This window comes from Desulfovibrio intestinivivus (assembly GCF_053570665.1).
In genome coordinates this window covers 163,127-183,276 of the sequence record NZ_JBRBQT010000001.1, presented here as the reverse complement: position 1 = coordinate 183,276, position 20,150 = coordinate 163,127, and the positions used below count along the sequence as shown (strand labels likewise).

Genomic DNA, 20,150 nt, shown 5'->3' with positions numbered 1-20,150 from the left:
AACTTACTCCTATTGTGTATGCACAATAGGACGCGCCAGTCGCTGATCAATCGGTCTGAAGCGATCATCTTCAATGCCATGGATGTTCATAATTATAAAATGGGCATTACAGCGGGCTGGACTTGCCAAAGGTTAAGTTGTCGATTGGTCTGACAATAGTCTATTTAGTTGCTTAGGTGGACCCGTGTAATAAAATTCAAGAAAGTATAGATCAGGAATCACCCACGCCCCAGCTGAGCCTTGCCCGCAATCATGCCGATATTTTTCGGGGCTTTCATGTTCAATGTGGAATTTGACCAGATGCATAGATGTTTGTAATGGGGACTCGGGTGAGTTGGAAAGTCAGAGGGCTTGATTATAATTAGCTTTATTTTAAAGCCTCCGAGGAAACTTGTGGTGCAAATCTTATGTGGCAAGCGCCTTTCAGGTAAATCTTGAAACGGATGTGGTTTCACAGTATTTGAGTTATATCGCTCGTGCGCGAAATGCCAGTTGAGGTGGTTGCGCAACATCACGGGGCAATTAGCAAGTGAATATGACGAGCTGCCTCCTGCTATGTCATGTAGCTGTCGATAAGGATATTTTTCCAATTGATAGGGTGCAGTATTAGACAGCGCGAGTAAGTGTGAGCATAGATGTTCATTTTTATTGATGTGGATCGGGAAAAACGACCTGAGCTATTTGCAACACGCCGCAAGGGATTGAGGTAGAGTGTGCGTAGCAGTGGGCAGGTTGCAAGGCCTGGTGGAATGTGTACTGGCAGCGACAAGGGCATCTAGTATCAAAGAAAAGCCCTTGGGGCAAAGCGGAGGACAGCATGAAAGTCACATGGTGCGGGATATGCACCCTATAAATGCTTCCCCTTGCAAGTCAGAATTAGTTCTTTTAGGCTGCCAGAGCCAGAGGGCGAAGTTGTCGGAGTGCGTTGAATTTTATAGTAATAATTTCCAATATTTAGAGTATAAATCTAGGAGTTGCTTTGTCCATCAACTTCATAAATAAACGTTAACGTTTTTTCTTTTCATTTATTGGGAGAAGCCGGATTATATTGGCAGCATAAGTTGAGAGTATATGGTGCCCGGGGCATTTAATTTAAAACAGTTTTGAGTTGCCCTGTTCCGGTTATTAAACCTGTCATCGTTCTTTTTTATTGAAATGATCAATAAATTTAAAGTAAATATTAGTGATAACATCGCTAAAGGACAAGCAATGTATAGTTGCTCACCCGTTATTTCATTTATTATCGCTACATTTAATGCCGGTGAGACTCTTCGGCGCTGTCTGAATTCTTTATTGGAGTGCGATACGCACAAAATCGAAATCATCATTAAAGATGCCTGCTCTGTTGATGACACGCAGAATATCGTTGACGAATATTTGGATCGCCTACCTATTCGGTTTATATGCCAACGTGATACTGGCATTTGTGATGCATGGAATCAGGCCGTTACGTTTGACGGAGGCCCCCAGGGACAATGGATTCTTTTTTTGGGAGCTGATGACTTTATATGTTCACCGAAGCGCCTGTCTGAAACGGTAACTGCCCTTGGCAATCTTGCGAAAGATGCTGAATACGCTGCTGCTCCGGTTACCCTGGTCAATGGAGATGGTTTTGCGGTAGATACCCTCTTCCCATCACGCTCTCTTAAGCACGACCTTCCTATGGGGATGCCGCTACCCCATCAGGGGTTATTTCATCGGCGCTGTTTGTTTTCAGCGAACAGATTCGACACTTCTTTAGTGATTACTGGAGATTATAGCTTTCTCTGCAGCACTCTGAAGCCTGACAATCTGGTCTATCTTGATCTGCCAGCCCTGGTCTGTATGAGCCTTGGAGGGATAAGTGGCAACCTAGAAGGCTTGGCAAAGCGAAACCGCGAAGTTTTACAGGTATCCCGAAAGTTTTTCCCTGACTGCGCCCGTGTCATGTTGTGGAAGCGCCTAGCTTTGTCTTATCTGTTCAATGGATTGTCCATATTGTTTGGGGTGCAATTTGCAGCTATGTGCGCTGACTGTTATCGTAGGCTGCTTCGTAAGACTCCACTCTGGACCGCAAGACCTCCGTTGCCTGAGGTCATGCGGCTACCTGAAAATTCAGCCAATCCGTACAGCAGGCAACAGCCAGTTTTCTCCTTATTAGTTGCTACACTTAACCGACGGCAACCGCTACAGAAGTTTTTGGACTGCTTGTTGGAACAGACGATCGGCACCGCTTCATTTGAGGTTCTTATTGCAGACCAGAACCCGTCAGGTTTTTTACAACCACTGATTGATAACTATGCAGAGCGTCTGTCCATTCGCGTTGTGCAAGTGCCCAATATAGGGGTTTCGCACGCGCGAAATGTCTTGGTGCCATTGGCGCATGGGCAATATATAGCCTTTCCCGATGATGACTGCTTTTACGAATCTGATACGTTGCTTGAAGTCCAAAAAATTTTTGAATCGCACCTTCATGTGCATGCCATTCAGGGGAGTTGGTCTGCCCCTGGCAGGGATCGCAAACTAATTTGTTCTTCCAATCGGCTGTGTACGCCGTTATCCATTTTTAAGCGGGGAGAAACCTATGTGCAGTTTTTTAGAAAAGAATCTGTAAACCACATTGGTCTTTTTGATACAATATTAGGACCAGGAACTGGGTTGCCATATGGTTGCGGGGAAGATACGGATTATTTGTTGCGCGCCATTGAAAAATGTTTGACAGTTGTATACGCACCTTCAGTTCATGTTCATCACAATGAAGTTGATGCTGTGGCCATAATGGCCAACAAACAAAAAATTATATCTTATGCAACGGGGCGTATGTATCTTTTGCGTAAGCATAAGCTCCCGTGGTGGTTTCAGGTGTTCAATATAATTTATCCATTGCTTAGAATTCCCTTTGAGGGAATTGGATCAAGAAAATACCGGCTTATGATGTTCAAGGCGAGACTGCGTGGTTTTTTTTACGTGCGCTCATCTTCAGTGTTTACGGATTGAATGTTGCAGGTGCAACTGATATTTTTATTTTTTTGAAGTTGTGCCTGTCTGTAATGTTTTTATACGGTAGGCGCAGCGGGGGATGCCTACGCAGCCTCATTGCTACGCAGGGGCATTGAAAACCCACAATTTTTTATTTTTTCTGATGATTGTGATTCTGCCCGAGATATGTTTGGCGATTGGCCTGATGCAACAGTTTGCCCTGCACTGTCACCAGAAGAAGATCTGGCCCTGATCGCTTCCTGTAAGCATCAAATAATCGCAAACTCAACCTTTTCATGGTGGGGGGCTTGGCTTAATTCAAATCTTGAAAAGATTGTTATTGCTCCAAGGCAGTGGGCCCCAAAAAAGGTTTTGCTGTCTCGGTATATTTTTGACTTGTTCCCTCAAAATTGGCTTCTTTTGTAAAAGCCAACTGTACATGGATTTTTTATGATGCATTTAATATCCAAATGGTTAAAATCATCAGTCAAGTCATTTCTTGAGTGTTTTATTGCTGCGCCAGAGGATACTTTTGCCATTGAAAAGTTTTGCGCACAACAGAATGGCAAGTGTGGGGTGGCCGCCTGCGTCACGGCGTTGAAGATTTCTCCAATTAAAGTTCGACAGTGCCTTCGCTGGCTTCAATATCTGGAAAAATGTAAAGACAATTCCCGTACCTCTATCGCAAGGGCGTTGCCATGCGGTAAAGTGTACTTCAAAACAATTTTTTATGCGCCCTTGGAATTACCATTTATTAAAATGAATCTTGCTGAAAGTCTGCACTATGTGGATAAATTTATCGTTGTTGAAGGGAATAGAACTCATGTGGGTGAGCCACGAGAATATATTTTTGAAAACTATATCTCATCTATTCCGGCCGAGCTACGACACAAAATTTTGTACATCAAGGCAGATATTTCAAATGAGACCGTTGATTGCACTGGAAGTAACAATGGCTGCCAGATGCATAATAATGAAAACGTATTATGGGATTCCTTTGAAAAGTATGTAAATTTGCAGGATAATGACATCGTTATTTCTGCTGATGCCGACGAGGTCATTTATCGCAAGGTATACCCGCTTATCTTCAAATTGCTGCGCCCAGGGCGACCCCTAATTCTTCCGCTGCACCAGTTTTTTTACAGAATGAATTACCTGTGGAAGAATGAAACGTTTTGGGCCCCCACCGCGGCATATGCGGGTTACTACAACCATAGGCCGCATCCCCATAAGTGGCGTTACGATGGGAAAAAGTTTCCAATAATGGCCGGGTGTCACTTTTCGTGGCAGCTGACCATTGAGCAGATGTTATTTAAGCTCAAAACTTACGCCCATAATGACATCTATGGGCATCTTGCCGATCGGGGAGTTCTTCAGGATGCTGTGGATAAAAAGACGTACCCTTTTGATCCTGATCGGCCTTTTGTCATTGACGAGCTGAGTCCGGACAATGATCGTATCTATTATCCAGAATCATTTTTTCCCTTTCGTTCAGATTTTGAACATTTGTTGCCGGTGAATAATAATGAAGCGTAAAATACTCATTTTTGTAGGCACGAGGCCGGAAGCCATAAAGATGGCGCCGGTGGTAAAGGCTCTGCGTAGCAGAAACGACCTATTTGATGTTGTTCTGCTGTCGACCGGTCAGCACCGTGAAATGCTGAAGCAGACCTTGGGAGATTTTGCCCTGGAGCCGGACATCAACCTTGATCTTATGACTGCCAACCAGAGCTTGGCGCAGCTCTCCTCACAGCTGATGACCTCCATTGATGCAGTTCTTGCTCGGGAAAACCCCGATATTGTTTTGGTGCAAGGCGATACAACAACGGTGATGGTTGCCTCCCTATGCGCCTTTTACCGGGGGATTCCCTGCGGGCATGTGGAAGCTGGACTGCGAAGTTACAACATGCATTCGCCCTTCCCGGAGGAGTTGAATCGCAGGGTTGCGGGGCTTGTGGCCAGTCTGCACTTTGCCCCCACAGACCGGGCAGTTGCTGCTTTGCATGATGAAGGCGTTCCATCGGATGCTGTTTATCTGACCGGTAATACCGGTATTGACGCCTTGCTCTGGACAGCCAATGACATCTTAATGTCTCCACCAGTTCTACCAAGTCAGATTCAAAAAATTATCGACTCTGGTCAGCGCTATGTGCTCATCACCGGTCATCGGCGGGAAAGCTTTGGCAAGGGATTTGAATCCATTTGTCAGGCTCTAAAAAAGTTGGCATCAATCCATCGCAATGTGGCATTTCTTTACCCGGTTCACCTGAATCCGAATGTGCGCAGTACAGTATTTCATGCACTTTCGGATTGTTCTAATATTGTACTTACAGATCCTTTGCCCTACAGACAATTTGTTGCAGTAATGCAGGGAGCATACTGTTTGTTGACAGACTCCGGTGGGGTGCAGGAAGAGGCCCCCTCGCTCAAAAAGCCCGTCCTGGTAATGCGGGATGTGACGGAACGCCCCGAGGGGGTTGCAACTGGCTGTAGCTGTCTTGTCGGCACTGATTGCGGTAAAATTGTTCAGACTGTTTCGGCAATCCTTGCCGATCCCAATGGTCTCTACCAGCATATGGTGGCAGCAAAGAATCCTTATGGAGATGGACGCGCGTCTGAGCGTATCGCAGATATCCTTTCAGAATTTTTTTCAATAAAGAAAGCCTGAAATGCGCATAGGTATAGTCACTGCATGGTTTGAGCGCGGCGCTGCCTACGTTTCACGTCAATATCGGGATCTTTTACGCAAGAACGGCGATGAGGTCTTGATCTATGCCAGAGGCGGAGAAAGGTACGCACAAAATGATCCCACCTGGAATACCCCCGATGTCACTTGGGGGAAAAAATGCGCTGTACAGAGGGTTACTGGTATTGACAGGAAAGATTTCGTATCATGGATTCGTCGCCATCACCTTGAATTGATTCTTTTTAACGAGCAGTGGTGGCTTCCACCAGTATACTGGGCTATGGAGTGTGGATGCAGGACTGTTGCATACATTGACTACTATACTGAAGCAACGGTGGATAGCTTCTCCATATATGACGGGCTTATTTGTAATACTCAACGCCACTATAGTGTATTCAAAAAACATCCATACTGTCAGTATATTCCTTGGGGGACAGACCTAGAGCTGTTTCACCCTCAATCTACGGGTTCGCGAGATCATGAAGGCCCCGTTTTTTTTCATTCCGCAGGGCTGAGTCCTTACCGCAAAGGGACCGATCTTGTGCTGAGGGCCTTTGCGCGCCTTACGGGCCCTGCTCATCTTATTTTGCATATGCAGGAAGGAGCTTTTAGTTCCATCGCCGATGTCGAGCCTCTCGCCAATAAACTGATAGAGCAGGGGCGTCTTACCATCTATAACAAAGAAGTCTCTGCTCCAGGGTTGTATCATTTGGGAGACGTCTATGTGTATCCATCACGCCTTGAGGGGATTGGTTTGACGCAGGCGGAAGCGCTGGCTTGCGGGCTACCCATTATTGTTCCCGACAACCCTCCCATGAACGAATTCGTGGCTCCCGAATCCGGGTTGGCGGTGGCGGTCGACAAACTCTGGTCCCGCGCTGACGGTTACTACTGGCCCCAGTGTTTGGTCAATCTGGATGCTCTGACAGCCGCCATGCAAACCTTTGTTGATGACAGCCTCAGACTTGTTGAAAAAAAAGTTGCCGCTCGCGCTTTTGCAGAACGCTGCCTCAACTGGTATAAGAACGGCGGCAATCTCTCCGCCTGGCTTTCCGTGTTGCCAAAACATTCGCTGTCCGATGACTTAAAGCGACAGTTGCAGGATGATGAAATTTCGCTTCCTGTGACTGCAGTGAAACTCCTCAAAAAATGCCCCAGTATCTGGAATTTTGTGACGCGCTTGCATCAGGCATTGCGTAAGCGCTATTGAGATTGTTTGCCGGCATGCGTTTGCTGTTGGCCGAACGACGTCATGCAGACGGCAGGCCGACAATTATACCTGTCAGGGGGAGAAGAGTTCGGCGCTCACGGGCTTGTTGTGCCCACCACGTATTTTCGGTAACTTTACTCCTCTTCCGGCAAGCCTCGCAAGCTGCCTGCCTGGAGCGTCGTATTCAGTTGCAACTTCTGTCGGGGACATATGATTGCGCCTATCATCATTTTTGCCTTTAATCGGCCACATCACCTGAAAAACACCCTTGAGGCGCTGCAGCGCAATTCTCTCGCGGCGCAAAGTGATTTGTTTATTTATTGCGACGGGGCGCGTTCTGAGGCGGAAAAAAGGCTGACGAAAGAAACCCGCCGTGTCGCCCGTAACGCCTTGGGTTTTCACTCGGTCACGGTTGTTGCCTCAGAAATTAATCAAGGCCTCGGCGAGAGCATCATACGCGGCGTGACAGAAACTATAGCAAAGTATGAACGCGTTATCGTGCTTGAAGACGATTTGCTTACAGCTCCTTTCTTTCTGGAGTACATGAATACCGGACTCGAGATGTATGCCGATAACCCTCGCGTTGCTTCGGTACACGGCTATCTTTTCCCACATAAGGTATCTTGTCCTCCCGAAACTTTTTTTCTGAAGGGTACAGACTGCCTGGGCTGGGGAACATGGAAACGGGCTTGGGATATTTTTGATCCTGACGCTGCAAGATTGTTGCAGCGCATTCGCGATGCGGCCTGCGTCCACGATTTTAATGCTCAAGGTTGCTATAACTTTACAGGGTTGCTGGCTGATGTGGCCGAGAAGCGCAATTCTTCTTGGGCGGTGAGGTGGCATGCTGCTGCCTATTTGCACGATATGTATACGCTTTACCCTGGGCGTTCCCTTGTTTTTCATGCTGGTTCAGACGGCTCTGGCACAAACTGCGGTGTCGACACGCTTTTTGACGTTCCTTTAAGCACCACCCCCATTGAGGTGACCTCCATTGAGGTGCGGCCAAACCCAATAATGGTTGAGGCTAGACTATTGATTTTATTGAAGGAAAGTGGGGGGCGCTTCGGCATTTTTAAAACGCGTATTCGGCAGTGTTTTCCTTTTCTGGGAAAAGTGTGGGATGCTTTGCGCGGAAAAAAGATTCGGAGATAGTTATGGTCAGCCTCCCTTCGTGCAAGTTGCTGGCACGAGAACTGTGTTTTGGTGTCTACCGCGTATGCGCCGCCGGGATAAATCTGGTCTGTCCTCCTACAATCGTTCTTGCTTATCACAGGGTTGCGCCGCATAAAGAAGACCCACTTCAACTGACGGTGACTCCACAGAATTTCACTGAGCAACTAGAGATCATTGCCGAAACATTTGATGATGTTTTGCGTTTTGATGCTGTCCAGTTGCATAGCACACGTCCATCTGTTTGTCTGACCTTTGACGATGGTTATGCGGATAACTATACCATAGCTCTGCCTATACTAGAACGTTTTAAGATACCTGCTACATTTTTTGTGAGCACAGGGCATGTTGAGCACGGTTGGCCCTATTGGTGGGAAGCTCTAAGCATATGCGGGAGATTGGAAGACCATGGGCGCATTCTTGCTATGTCCTCTTCAGAACAACATAAGGCTGTTTATGCACTGCTGGAAGAGTGTGCTCCTGCCGCTGAGGCTCTGGAAGAGTGTCACCCATTAACGATTGCGGCCCTGCAAGAGTTCAGCTGCCATCCCCTGGTCTGCCTTGGCGCACACACACATACTCACCCGCGTTTAAGCAACCTCGGAGCTGAAGATCAATATCAAGAGATAAAAAAATCCTTGGATAAACTGGAAAGCTGGACATCACTCCGCCCGACTGTTGCCGCCTATCCCTTTGGTGCTCGTTCTCTTTTGGGCCGGTTTTGCGATTATAACGTGGACAGCATGCAGGCCTGCCGCAGGCTTGGGCTTAAACGCGCAGCAGCCAACTTTCCAGGACAGGTTCGGCCCTGGACAAACAGCTATGCCATACCCCGTCATCTTGTGCGTGATTGGGACGGGGCAGCATTCAAAGCAAAGCTTCGCACCTTTTTGACGAGAGGGTACTTTTAGTGCGGCCAGTTCTTTGTAATGCCCTTGACTGCGGCGGCGGCGCTGCCATTGCCGCTCTGCGACTCCATCTCGGGTTGCGCCAGATGGGTGATGATAGTGTCTTTGCTGTCATGCAGCAGAGCGGGGATATTCCCGGCTGCCTAGCGCTTACCAGCCGACTGCGCCGCGCACTCCAGCCCTTCTTTAGGCAGAGCGAGCGGCTGCCCCTCTTGCTTTACCCCAAGCGTGATCGGAATGTTCTTTTTTCTCCTTCCTGGCGACCATCTGGAATTCATAAGGACATTATCGCCTTGCGCCCAGATGTTGTGCACCTGCATTGGGTCGCGGACAGCTTCGTGCCGTTGCATTCTTTGGCTAGGCTGACTGCCCCTATAGTGTGGACGTTGCATGATAAATGGGCGCTGACTGGCGGCTGTCATATCCTCAAAGGCTGTGAGCGTTATCTGCAAGGCTGCGGTCGGTGTCCTGAACTGGGCAGTTGGGCAGGCATGGATATGAGTTCGTTGGGGTATTTATTGCGCGCGGCTGCCTATAAAAAAATACGTATGACCATTGTTGCGCCCAGTCGACACATGGAAATGCTCGCAAAGGCTAGTCCTTTATTTCAGAATCACCAGATTGTGCGTATCCCAAATGGCGTTGACACTGAGCGTTTTCGGCCGATCGATAAGCGTGTTGCACGCCATATTTTGCAGTTGCCGCAAGATGTGCCGTTGCTAGTTTTTGGAGCAGTGGCACCTGGCCGCGATCCCAACAAGGGGTTTGATCTACTGTGTGATGCATTGCGCGAGTTGCCGATAGCCGTGCGCGGGCAAGCACAGTGCGCTGTTTTTGGTGGAAGCGTTGCCGCCTCGGAAACGCCGCTTCCCGCCATAGAACTCGGCCGACTGCATGATGACGTATCACTGGCGCTTGTTTACTCTGCTGCAGATGTTTTTATTTGTCCTTCCCGTGAAGAGAATTTGCCTAACACTATTATGGAGTCGCTTGCCTGCGGTACCCCTGTGGTAGCCTTCCGTACCGGCGGCATCCCTGATATGGTTGATGACGGGGAAAATGGAGTGCTGGCACCATGTTATGATGTGAAGGCCCTGGCGGAAGGCATTGCCAAAATACTGCTGAGTTCCGTAGACCAGAAGCAACGGTTGTCCTGGGCGGCTCGGAAAAAGGCGGTTGGCGAATACGCCTTGCCTGACATTGCACGGCGTTATCACGACCTGTATCTGACGTTGACCGTAGATTCTCAGCGTTTTCATTAAAGCGTGTCGGCGTGTTGTCAGCATCAAAAATCTACTAAACTGTGCCAACCCGGCTTACTCTGTAGCGGCAACAACATTTTTCAGCGATGCCACTGCGTTGTGACAGATGTTTCTTGTCTCCCATTGTGTTGTGGGGCATGGTACGGACTATGGCGTGCTCCTTGACATGTGCCAAGGTAAATCAGTGCAACTGCTTAAACGAGGATGTTTAGCTTGCACCAAACTGCGAAGTAAAGGAACTGGCGGCTGCAGCCCTTCGAGGAATCGTGCCCTTTTGGGTCAGGTGGCCGTGTATTTTCCCCTTTTCAATCTTTTACGAGCGGTGTATCTTTTGTTGAGTATGTTACTGCAAAGCCCTGCGCAATGTCCTTGGCTGGAATTTTTTTGCCGTTTGATGGATACTTTGTGAGTCATCAGCAGGTAGAATGTTTAATGTTCTGCGAGGGCAAGGCTTTGAAAAAGAACGTTTGAAGTGTCTTGCGCAAAGAATAGTGTTTTTTTTGTGGTCTTTCTATAGGTCGTATGTCTGTTGAACCTGCGGCGTTGTATCAACTTTGCCGTATAGACGGCATGTCGGCCCATGCTGCGATGCGGACTTTTTTACTTCACACAAGATTGCGTCTGTGGTTCCCTTAGAAGGAATCCAGTAGTATTGAGGACAATCAAATGGTTTCATTTGAAGACCTGTTGGCAAAAAAATCTTCCGTGGCTGTGGTTGGTCTGGGTTATGTGGGCTTGCCCTTGGCTGTTGCCCTTTCCCATCACTTTGATGTCATTGGCTTTGATATCAACGTGGCGCGGGTAGATGCGCTCAACAAGGGGCACGATGCCACCAATGAGGTTGACGATGCTTCCCTTGCCGCCAGCACGGCCCGTTTTACCAGCGATGCAGCCGAGCTTGCCAAGGCTGGCGTGATCATCGTGGCTGTGCCTACCCCGGTAGACAGCCATCGACAGCCCGATCTTACGCCTGTTGTGGGCGCCAGTCGCACGGTTGGACGCCATATGCCCAAGGGCTGCGTGGTGTGTTATGAGTCTACGGTATACCCCGGCGTTACCGAGGACGAATGCATCCCCCTGCTGGAAAAAGAATCCGGCATGCGCTTTCCTGCGGATTTTACCGTGGGGTATTCGCCCGAGCGCATCAATCCTGGTGACAAGGTTCACCGGCTTGAAACCATCCGCAAGGTTGTTTCCGGCTCTGACGCTCCCACCGCAGACCTATTGGTAAAGGTCTATGGCGCGGTGGTGACAGCGGGCATCCACCGAGCCTCGTGCATCAAGGTGGCCGAGGCCGCCAAGGTTATTGAAAACACGCAGCGCGATATCAACATCGCCCTGATGAACGAACTGGCCCTTATTTTCAACCGCATGGGCATTGATACGCTGGAAGTGCTTGAGGCCGCAGGCAGCAAGTGGAACTTTCTGCCGTTCCGTCCAGGGCTTGTGGGTGGGCACTGCATTGGCGTGGACCCCTATTACCTGACCTACAAGGCCGAAGAAATCGGCTGCCACCCCGAGGTTATTCTTGCAGGCCGCCGCATCAACGACGGCATGGGCAAGTATGTGGCTGAAATCTGCGTCAAACGCCTCATCAATGCGGACAAACACGTCAAGGGCGCGCGCGTGGGCCTGCTGGGTTTTACGTTCAAGGAAAATGTGCCTGACATCCGCAATACCCGCGTGGTGGACATCATAGCGGAACTGAAGGAATACGGCATCACGGCTCTGGTGCATGATCCCGAGGCCGATGCTGCGGAAGCCCATCATGAATACGGGCAGACGCTATTGCCCCTGAGCGATCTCAAAAATCTGGATGTTCTTATTCTGGCGGTATCGCATGAGAGCTTCCGCCAGCTTGATCATGCGGCCATACGCGCCATGTTTGCTGGCGATACGGTCACGCTTATGGATATCAAGGGTTTCTGGAACAAGCAGGAAATGCTTGCTGCCGGGTTTGATCTCTGGAGACTGTAATTTGAACGCGCGCATGCCCTGTCAGCTGGTTACTGGTGGTTCAGGCTTTATCGGGTCCTGCTACGTTCTTCAGGCCCGGCGGCAGGGTGTGCGCGTCATCAACCTCGACAAACTGACCTACGCCGGGAATCCTGCCAATCTGGCAGTACTGAAAGACGATCCGAATTACGTCTTTGTGCGAGGCGACATCGGCAATGCCGAGCTGGTTGCCTGGCTGCTGGAAACCTTCCAGCCTGATGGCATCGTGAATTTTGCTGCGGAAAGCCACGTTGACCGTTCCATTGTTGACCCCGATGCTTTTGTGCGCACCAATGTGCTGGGTACGGCCACGCTGCTGAGAGTGGCTGCCCAGTGGTGGCGCGCGCTGCCTGCGGAACGCGCTTCAGCCTTTCGCTTTCTGCACGTATCCACCGATGAGGTATATGGCGCGTTGCAACCGGGCGATCCAGCTTTTACAGAAGCGACCCCTTACAGCCCCAACAGCCCCTATTCTGCGTCCAAGGCCGCCAGCGACCATATGGTGCGCGCTTTTCACGAAACCTACGGCCTCCCGGTGCTGCTCACCAATTGTTCCAACAATTACGGGCCGCGCCAGTTCCCTGAAAAACTCATTCCTCTGATGATCTGCAATGCCCTTGATGGCAAGCCTTTGCCTGTCTACGGCAAGGGGGCCAATATTCGCGACTGGCTGCATGTGGAAGACCATTGCGCTGCCATAGCCCGAGTGTTTGAAGCGGGCAGGGTAGGGCGGTGTTACAACATCGGCGGGCATGCGGAAAAGACCAATCTTGAAGTTGTGCGGGCCGTGTGCGCCATCCTTGACCAGTTGGTTCCCTCGGCTCGTGGGTCTTACGCCGATCAACTTACCTATGTGGCCGATAGGCCCGGTCATGATTTTCGGTACGCCATAGACTGCAGCAGAATAGAAGCGGAGCTTGGCTGGAAGCCGAGCCACAAGTTTGATTCCGGCCTGCGTGAAACCGTTCGCTGGTATCTTGAACATACCGCGTGGGTTGAAAATGTCCGTAGCGGCGCTTACAGGGAATGGATTGCAGCCAACTACGCCCATCGCGCTTGCGGCGGGGCCAACTGAAAGAAGGGGGCGGCATGAGCGGCTGGAAAGGCATTGTTCTGGCTGGTGGATCTGGCTCGCGCCTGTATCCCCTGACCCTGAGCGTGAGCAAGCAGCTCATGCCCATCTATGACAAACCCATGATTTACTACCCGCTGTCTATTCTGATGATGGCGGGCATTAGGGATATCTGCTTTATATCCACCCCTGAGCACCTGCCCCTCTACAAGGCTTTGCTGAACGACGGCTCGCAACTGGGGTGCAATTTCAGCTACGTTGTGCAACCCCACCCTGAGGGGCTGGCCCAGGCTTTTTTGTTGGCGGAAGACCATATTGCGGGGCACAATACCTGCCTGATTCTGGGTGATAATGTTTTTTTCGGGCATGGATTGCCAGCACTTACACATGCTGCCATGGCCCGCGAGTGCGGAGCGACCATTTTTGGCTACCATGTGCGCGACCCTGAGCGTTACGGAGTGGTGGAATTTGACGATGAGCGGCAAGTGGTCAGCATTGAAGAAAAACCCGCCCTTCCAAAGTCCAACTTTGCGGTGACAGGCCTGTATTTTTATGACCAGAAGGTGCTGGATATCGCCCGCGCCGTGCGCCCCTCGGCCCGGGGCGAACTGGAAATCACGGATGTGAACAATGCCTATCTGCAGCAGGGCAATCTGCATGTAGAGCTTATGGGGCGGGGCATTGCCTGGCTTGATACAGGCACGCATGATTCCCTCATGGATGCCGGAGCCTTTGTGCAGGCGGTAGAAAAACGCCAGGGGCTCAAGGTGGCCTGCCTGGAGGAAATAGCCTGGCGCAACGGCTATATTGATGCGGACGCCGTACGCGCACTGGCAAAGCCCATGGCCAAGACCGGCTACGGGCAATATCTTCTTGAGCTTGTGGATGCGGGGATTGGGCTGTGGAAGTAGTTCAGACGCCTATTGCCGGGGTACTCTTGATCAAACCCAAGGTATGGGGTGATCAACGCGGCTATTTTGTGGAAACCTGGCAGCAGCAGCGCTACGAAGCGGCAGGCATTGCCCTGCCCTTTGTGCAGGATAACCATTCCATGTCCGCCCGTGGCATCCTGCGCGGTCTGCATTATCAGAAAACACGCCCTCAGGGCAAACTGGTCTATGTTTCGCTGGGCAGTGTTTTTGATGTGGCTGTGGATATTCGGGGAAATTCCCCCACGTTCGGCAAGTGGTTCGGCGTAGAACTTTCGCAGCAGAACCAGTGGCAGATGTGGGTGCAGCCCGGTTTAGCACATGGCTTTGTCGTGACCAGCGAAATTGCCCATTTTCACTACAAGTGCACAGATTACTACTGTCCCGAGGATGAAGCGGCCATCCGCTGGAACGACCCGACCCTGGGCATTGTCTGGCCCGTGGACGAACCTCTGCTTTCCGCCAAGGATCAAGTTGCTCCGCTGTGGGCTGAGGCCATGCAGGCTGCCGGACGCTGAGCCGATTGCAGCTGACTGCGGCATACCCCCGTTAGATTTTACCCACTTGGGCATGTGACCGCTGCATTTCATCAGGCGGGCATTTCAAGATAGGGATCGCTCTGGGCCAGATAGGTGCCCACATAATCCGCAATGCCCTGTTCCAGTGATGCAAAGCGCAAAGGGCAGTTTTTTTCTTGCATCCAGCTCATATCCGCCTGGGTGAAGTTCTGGTATTTTCCGCGCAGGGCTTCAGGCATGTCCATATATTCAATTTGAGGTTCTTTGCCCAATGCGGCAAATATGGCACAGGCCAGATCGTTCCAGCTCCGCGCCTTGCCAGTGCCCACATTGAGAATGCCATTGGTTGCCGGGTTTTCAAGCAGCCAGAACATCAACTCCACGCAATCTTTCACGTAGACAAAATCGCGCATCTGGCCGCCGTCGGCAAAATCCGGCGTGTTTGATCTGAAAAGCCGCAAATGCCCCGTAGCGCTGATTTCATGAAAGGCCTTGCAGGCTACGCTGCGCATGTCCCCCTTGTGGTATTCATTGGGGCCGTAGACGTTGAAAAACTTGAGGCTGGCCACGCTCTCTGCAAGTTTGTTATCCAGCAGCCACAAATCGAAAAGGTGTTTGGAGTAGCCATACATGTTCAGGGGCTTGAGGCGGCGGGTCGTTTCCGGCCTGTCAGAGAAACCTTGTGAACCATCCCCGTAGGTAGCGGCTGACCCCGCATTGATAAAGCGCGCTCCGTGTTCCAGGGCAAACCTGCACAGTTCCACAGTATAGGCCGTGTTGTTGGCCATCAGAAAATCTGCGTCTTTTTCTGTGGTGGAAGAACAGGCCCCCATGTGCACGATTGCCTCTACCTTGCCGCCCAGCGTGTTGTCGCGCAGCATTTCCAGAAATTCAGACCTGTGTACATAGCGGGCATATCGCCGGTTGACGAGATTTTTCCACTTTTCCGTTGAACCAAGGTTATCCACCACCAGTATGTCGGTTATGCCTGCCTGGTTCAGCCGCCAGAGCATGGCGCTGCCGATAAAACCTGCGCCACCAGTGATAATATACATACATACCTCATTGATCCAGCATGTGGGCTCCTTGCGGAGCAAGGCGTAGAACCCGCTTCTGCGCTATCGCGCGCACCGATCATATCCCTGTCGGGCCAGACGCGTCAAAGCGCGTTCCGTGGGACTGATCCGGGCAGATATTCATATGCGGTTGCGCGTATCTTTGCCCCTGCAACATCCATTTTCGCAAGAAATTTTTTGGCGATGGGCAATGACAAGGGGAGAATATTGCAATGCGGCTGTTACTGCTATAAGAAATTAAGTATAATTCCTGCAAGAGAACCAGCGAGGTAGACATGGTCAAATTTTTCCACACCGCATTCTGCTGCCTGCTTCTGCTGCTTCTCGCCTATGCGAATCTTGCGCTCTGCGCGACTGATTCTTCCACGGCAGCCAGCGCTGACCCCATCACCATTGTCTGCATGAAGGATAACGAACCGCTGTCTTTTGTTTCAAAAACAGGAGAACCTGTTGGCCTGATGATTGATCTGTGGCGTCTGTGGGGCGAAAAAGTAGGCAGACCTGTGAAATTCATCATGGGCGACTGGCAGGATTCGCTTGATGCCCTCCATTCTGGGCGGGCCGACATCCACTTCAGCATGTACATCACTCCCGACAGGGCCCGCTGGGCAAAATTTGGCCCGGCCATTTCTCCCGGCATGGGGGGGCTTTTGCTCTCAACCTCTGCCGGGCAAAAAATTACTGACCCAAGCCAGTTGGGGGATGCAACCATTGTTGTGCTTGAAGGCTCGTTGCAGGAAGATTACATGCGGGAGCACTTCCCCAATGTTCAATTGCTGGTGGTGCGCAACGGGGCAGAAATGTTCATGTCTGTGGCCAACGGGCTGGCAGATGGCATTTCGAGCAACTTTCCTTCGGCTTATGGCACCATTGACCGGTTGGGACTCAACAGCTTTTTTATGCCTCAGGCATTCCCCCTTTTTTCTCGCAACCTTCATCCGGCTGTGCTGCGTAACAGGGATGATCTTGCCCGTTTGATGGACGAAGGGCTTTCGCGCATATCGCGCGCAGAAATGGTGGCGCTGGAAGAACGATGGGTGCGCAATCCCGCGCACCGTGTTTGGGGCGACATGCCTCGCTCCCTGCTGCTCACCCCAGCGGAGAGGGAATGGCTGGCAAGCCATCAGACCCTGCGTGTTGCCCTGGAAGATGATTGGCATCCCATTGAATTTATGGATAGCGAGGGCACTTACAACGGTATTGGTATGAACCTCATGCAGGTTGTGGGGCGATACCTTAATGTTGCCATACAGCCTGTTTCTTCCGATGTGCTGAAGGAAACCACAGGCCCCCGCCGTGCGGACGTGGAGCCTTTTCTGGAAGGGACGCCGCCAGAGGGTGGCCCCTGGTTGTTTACCAATCCTTTTTTGCAGCTGCCGCTGGCCGTTGCAACGCTTGACTCCGAGCGTCTGGTCACCAGCCCTGGCGATCTGGCCGGCAAAAGTGTGGCAGTGCATGATCACGCAGGCCTTGCAGGGTATCTGCGCGTTCAGTTGCCGCGATCAAAAATCGTGGAGGTCTCCAGTCTGACAGAGGGGCTTTCTGCGGTTCAGGGCGGGCAGGTCGACGCTATGGTGGGCATTGCTCTTTCTGTGGAATATGCGGTGGTGAACAAAAATCTGCGCGATCTGCGCGTGGGCCTGCTGCCGCAGTTGCAGTATTCCGCCCGGGTGGCCGTACGCTCAGACTGGCCGCAGCTTGTCGAAATCATGAATAAAACACTGGACAATATCCCCCATGAGCAGATGGCCGCAATCATGAAGCGTTGGGCCAATCTGCGCATTGAGCGCTCCATGAACTGGATGCTCGTCTTGCAGATCGGCGGGGTGGCGGCAGTGTTTCTGGGCAGCCTGCTTGCGGTTATTTTGATCTGGAACCGCAAGCTCGCGCAGGAATCGGCAGAAAGGCAAAAAGCTCTGGAAGCGGCCCGAGCAAGCGCCTCAGCCTTGTGGCAGCGCAAACAGCAATTGCGCAGCATTGTGGATAACCTGCCAAGCCTCATGATGTTGAAGGATTCGCAAGCCCGCTACATCATGGCGAACAAGTATTTTGAAACATTCACTGGCTATGCCGAATCCTACGTTGTGGGAAAAAATATAGCTGATCTGCTTTCCCCGGAGCATGCAGAACAGGGAATGCGATTGGATAAACTTGTCATAGAAACCGGAAAAGTACATAAAACTGAAGAAGTCCGGTATGATGCAGTGGGAGAGGAGCATGTCCTGGATGTTGTGCGTGTCCCGTTGTTTGAGCCGGACGGCACAGTTTACGGCATGGTCTACATGGGGACAGACGTGACGGAACGCCGGGCCGCAGAACAGGCACTGCGCCGCGCCCAAATGGAAATGTCGCAGATATTCAATGCCGCTGGCAGCGCCATGAGGGTTATTGACCGCAGCCTGATAGTCAAGGAAGTCAACGATACCTACGTAAACTGCTTTGGCTATTCGCGTGAAGAAATGGTGGGCCGCTGGTGCGGCGAATACCCCAGTGGATCAGATTGCGGCTCTGATTGTGTGGGCAAGCGCATTCTTAACGGCGAGCCTCGGGCTGCCATCCGTCAGCAGCGGCAAAAAAAAGACGGAACATGGGTATATTGCGATCTGGTCGCCACTCCGTTTCTTTCGCCTGACGGTGAGTTGCTCGGTATTATCGAAGATTGCCGGGATATTACCGACCTTGTGGAAAGCCAGCAGGCGGCAGAACAGGCCAGCAAGGCCAAGAGCGAATTTCTTGCCAATATGAGCCATGAAATCCGAACTCCCATGAATGCCGTTGTGGGCCTTACCCATTTGACCCTGCGCACGCCACTTAATGCAACACAGCGTAATTATTTGAAAAATATAGATAGTTCCGCAAAATCCCTTTTGCGGATCATTGACGACATCCTTGATTTTTCCAAGATTGAAGCTGGCCGTATGGACATGGAATATCTGGACTTTAACCTGGAAGAAGTCCTTCTTGGTCTCTCGAGTCTGGATACAACCAAATCCGGCGGAAAAAATATTGAGCTTTTGTTGCGCATCGATCGGGAGGTCCCCTTGTTTTTCAAGGGCGATCCTTTGCGGCTGGGGCAGGTACTGGTCAATCTTGTGGGCAATGCCATCAAATTTACCCCTTCGGGCGAGGTTGTGGTGCGTGTTGCGCTTGAGGAGCAAAAAGACCAGAAGGCGCAGTTGCGTTTTACCATAACAGACACAGGCATTGGCATGGGGCAAGAGCAGCTGGACAAGCTGTTCCAGGAGTTTACCCAAGGGGATTCATCCACAACACGGCGTTTTGGCGGCACCGGCCTTGGCCTTTCCATCAGCAAGCGGATTGTGGAGATGATGGGCGGCGGAATAGGCGCAGAAAGCGAACTCGGCAAGGGTAGTACGTTTTATTTTACCGTCAGTCTGGACATGCAGGAAAACCCCCAGCGCAAGCCTGTTGCGGCCATGAAAAATCTTTCCGAGCGCAGGGTTCTGGTGGTGGACGATTCCTTCTCAAGCCGCGAGATACTTCGGCAAGAGCTGGAAGATATGGGGCTGCGGTCGGGCACGGCTGACTGCGGCGATGCTGCGTTGGAAGAGCTGGTGCGCGCCGCCGAAAGCGGCGACCCCTATGATCTGGTGCTGATGGATTGGAAGATGCCCGGCAATAACGGCATTCAGGTTGTGCGGCTGCTGCGCGGATGCCGTGAGCTGCCCTACATTCCTACCGTCATCATGGTTACGGCCTATGGGCGGGAAGAAATCATGGAAGAGGCTCAGGCCGAGGGCATCAGCCATTTTCTCATCAAGCCTGTCAGCCCGTCCCTGTTGCAGCACGCCATCCTGGATGTTTTTGGGCAGCGGGTAGTTGAAGAAGATTCATCCGGCCTGCCCCAGGAATTGCGCATCCCTGCCAAATACAGAGGCCGCAGGGTGCTGCTTGCCGAAGATAACGAGGTTAATCAGCTGGTGGCCAGAGAATTGCTGGAATCATCAGGCTTTGTTGTGGACATTGCCAGTTCCGGTCTTGAAGCGCTGCAAAAGGCGGAAGGTACAGACTACGCAATGGTGTTTATGGATATCCATATGCCGCTGATGGACGGCATCGAAGCTGCAAAACGGCTCCGTGCCCAGGCGCGCTATGCCCACACGCCGATCATTGCTCTCACCGCCGACAGCATGGTGGGCGACCGGGAAAAAAGTCTTGCAGCGGGTATGAACGACCATCTTGCAAAACCCATTGATCCCTACCGTCTGATTGAGGTGGCCGTGCAGTGGCTGGAATGGGGGGCAGATCAGATTGCCCAGGCTGGTAATTCAGGCCAATCCGGCCAGTCTGAATAAGCCAGACAAGCTGAAAATGTTCTGTAAAAAGCTGATGCGGTCGGCAA

The 20,150-nt window shown here is 51.3% G+C and carries 14 protein-coding genes; 13 read left to right on the top strand and 1 reads right to left on the bottom strand.

The features are described from left to right. Window positions 1-1,155 precede the first annotated feature (1,155 nt). The 12 genes from ACUZ9P_RS00815 to rfbC all read left to right on the top strand — a co-directional run bounded on the left by ACUZ9P_RS00815 (window position 1,156) and on the right by rfbC (window position 14,711). Entirely contained in the window at window positions 1,156-2,976 is a 1,821-nt protein-coding gene (locus tag ACUZ9P_RS00815) for a glycosyltransferase family 2 protein (protein ID WP_449248263.1), read from the top strand. Between the two features lie 99 nt (window positions 2,977-3,075). Beyond that, window positions 3,076-3,384 (top strand): alpha-1,2-fucosyltransferase, encoded by a 309-nt coding sequence (locus ACUZ9P_RS00810; protein WP_449248262.1) that lies wholly within the window; start codon window positions 3,076-3,078, stop codon window positions 3,382-3,384. Window positions 3,385-3,408: 24 nt separating this feature from the next. Next, on the top strand, window positions 3,409-4,494 hold the full coding sequence (locus tag ACUZ9P_RS00805; protein ID WP_449248261.1) for a hypothetical protein: 1,086 nt from the start codon (window positions 3,409-3,411) through the stop codon (window positions 4,492-4,494). Next, complete coding sequence (gene wecB, locus ACUZ9P_RS00800) at window positions 4,484-5,626, top strand: non-hydrolyzing UDP-N-acetylglucosamine 2-epimerase (RefSeq protein ID WP_449248260.1); 1,143 nt, start codon at window positions 4,484-4,486, stop codon at window positions 5,624-5,626. The genes ACUZ9P_RS00805 and wecB overlap by 11 nt, the downstream gene beginning before the upstream one ends. A gap of 1 nt (window position 5,627) precedes the next feature. After that, window positions 5,628-6,854: a glycosyltransferase family 4 protein gene (locus tag ACUZ9P_RS00795; protein WP_449248259.1), complete on the top strand. Its 1,227-nt coding sequence runs from the start codon at window positions 5,628-5,630 to the stop codon at window positions 6,852-6,854. 210 nt (window positions 6,855-7,064) lie between these two features. Then, a complete protein-coding gene (locus ACUZ9P_RS00790) occupies window positions 7,065-8,009 on the top strand; it encodes a glycosyltransferase family A protein (RefSeq protein ID WP_449248258.1) in 945 nt (314 codons plus the stop codon). Between the two features lie 2 nt (window positions 8,010-8,011). Further along, entirely contained in the window at window positions 8,012-8,938 is a 927-nt protein-coding gene (locus ACUZ9P_RS00785) for a polysaccharide deacetylase family protein (RefSeq protein WP_449248257.1), read from the top strand. After that, the gene (locus tag ACUZ9P_RS00780) at window positions 8,938-10,197 is read left to right on the top strand and encodes a glycosyltransferase (RefSeq protein ID WP_449248256.1); all 1,260 of its coding nucleotides are present in this window, start codon (window positions 8,938-8,940) and stop codon (window positions 10,195-10,197) included. Before ACUZ9P_RS00785 ends, ACUZ9P_RS00780 begins: the two co-directional genes overlap by 1 nt. 666 nt (window positions 10,198-10,863) lie before the next feature. Further along, window positions 10,864-12,174 carry a nucleotide sugar dehydrogenase gene (locus ACUZ9P_RS00775; protein ID WP_449248255.1) on the top strand — a complete coding sequence of 437 codons (1,311 nt, stop codon included), beginning with the start codon at window positions 10,864-10,866 and terminating at the stop codon, window positions 12,172-12,174. A gap of 13 nt (window positions 12,175-12,187) precedes the next feature. Continuing rightward, window positions 12,188-13,267: a dTDP-glucose 4,6-dehydratase gene (gene rfbB / locus ACUZ9P_RS00770; protein ID WP_449250218.1), complete on the top strand. Its 1,080-nt coding sequence runs from the start codon at window positions 12,188-12,190 to the stop codon at window positions 13,265-13,267. 14 nt (window positions 13,268-13,281) lie between these two features. Further along, on the top strand, window positions 13,282-14,175 hold the full coding sequence (gene rfbA / locus ACUZ9P_RS00765; RefSeq protein WP_449248254.1) for a glucose-1-phosphate thymidylyltransferase RfbA: 894 nt from the start codon (window positions 13,282-13,284) through the stop codon (window positions 14,173-14,175). Further along, window positions 14,166-14,711, top strand: coding sequence for a dTDP-4-dehydrorhamnose 3,5-epimerase (rfbC, locus tag ACUZ9P_RS00760; RefSeq protein WP_449248253.1), 546 nt, complete (start codon window positions 14,166-14,168; stop codon window positions 14,709-14,711). The genes rfbA and rfbC overlap by 10 nt, the downstream gene beginning before the upstream one ends. 71 nt (window positions 14,712-14,782) lie before the next feature. Here the strand turns inward: rfbC and rfaD are convergent, their stop codons facing one another. Next, entirely contained in the window at window positions 14,783-15,766 is a 984-nt protein-coding gene (gene rfaD / locus ACUZ9P_RS00755) for an ADP-glyceromanno-heptose 6-epimerase (protein WP_449248252.1), read from the bottom strand. Between the two features lie 296 nt (window positions 15,767-16,062). Between rfaD and ACUZ9P_RS00750 the strand changes: the two genes are divergently transcribed. Further along, window positions 16,063-20,103: a response regulator gene (locus ACUZ9P_RS00750; protein ID WP_449248251.1), complete on the top strand. Its 4,041-nt coding sequence runs from the start codon at window positions 16,063-16,065 to the stop codon at window positions 20,101-20,103. Window positions 20,104-20,150: the final 47 nt, after the last annotated feature.

Excerpts from the sequence above, each read along its gene's own strand:
- ACUZ9P_RS00815 (WP_449248263.1), top strand. The coding sequence starts at position 1,156 with ATGATCAATAAATTTAAAGTAAATATTAGTGATAACATCGCTAAAGGA.
- ACUZ9P_RS00805 (WP_449248261.1), top strand. The coding sequence starts at position 3,409 with ATGATGCATTTAATATCCAAATGGTTAAAATCATCAGTCAAGTCATTT.
- wecB (WP_449248260.1), top strand. The coding sequence starts at position 4,484 with ATGAAGCGTAAAATACTCATTTTTGTAGGCACGAGGCCGGAAGCCATA.
- ACUZ9P_RS00795 (WP_449248259.1), top strand. The coding sequence starts at position 5,628 with ATGCGCATAGGTATAGTCACTGCATGGTTTGAGCGCGGCGCTGCCTAC.
- ACUZ9P_RS00790 (WP_449248258.1), top strand. The coding sequence starts at position 7,065 with ATGATTGCGCCTATCATCATTTTTGCCTTTAATCGGCCACATCACCTG.
- ACUZ9P_RS00785 (WP_449248257.1), top strand. The coding sequence starts at position 8,012 with ATGGTCAGCCTCCCTTCGTGCAAGTTGCTGGCACGAGAACTGTGTTTT.
- ACUZ9P_RS00775 (WP_449248255.1), top strand. The coding sequence starts at position 10,864 with ATGGTTTCATTTGAAGACCTGTTGGCAAAAAAATCTTCCGTGGCTGTG.
- rfbB (WP_449250218.1), top strand. The coding sequence starts at position 12,188 with ATGCCCTGTCAGCTGGTTACTGGTGGTTCAGGCTTTATCGGGTCCTGC.
- rfbA (WP_449248254.1), top strand. The coding sequence starts at position 13,282 with ATGAGCGGCTGGAAAGGCATTGTTCTGGCTGGTGGATCTGGCTCGCGC.
- rfaD (WP_449248252.1), bottom strand. The coding sequence starts at position 15,766 with ATGTATATTATCACTGGTGGCGCAGGTTTTATCGGCAGCGCCATGCTC.
- ACUZ9P_RS00750 (WP_449248251.1), top strand. The coding sequence starts at position 16,063 with ATGGTCAAATTTTTCCACACCGCATTCTGCTGCCTGCTTCTGCTGCTT.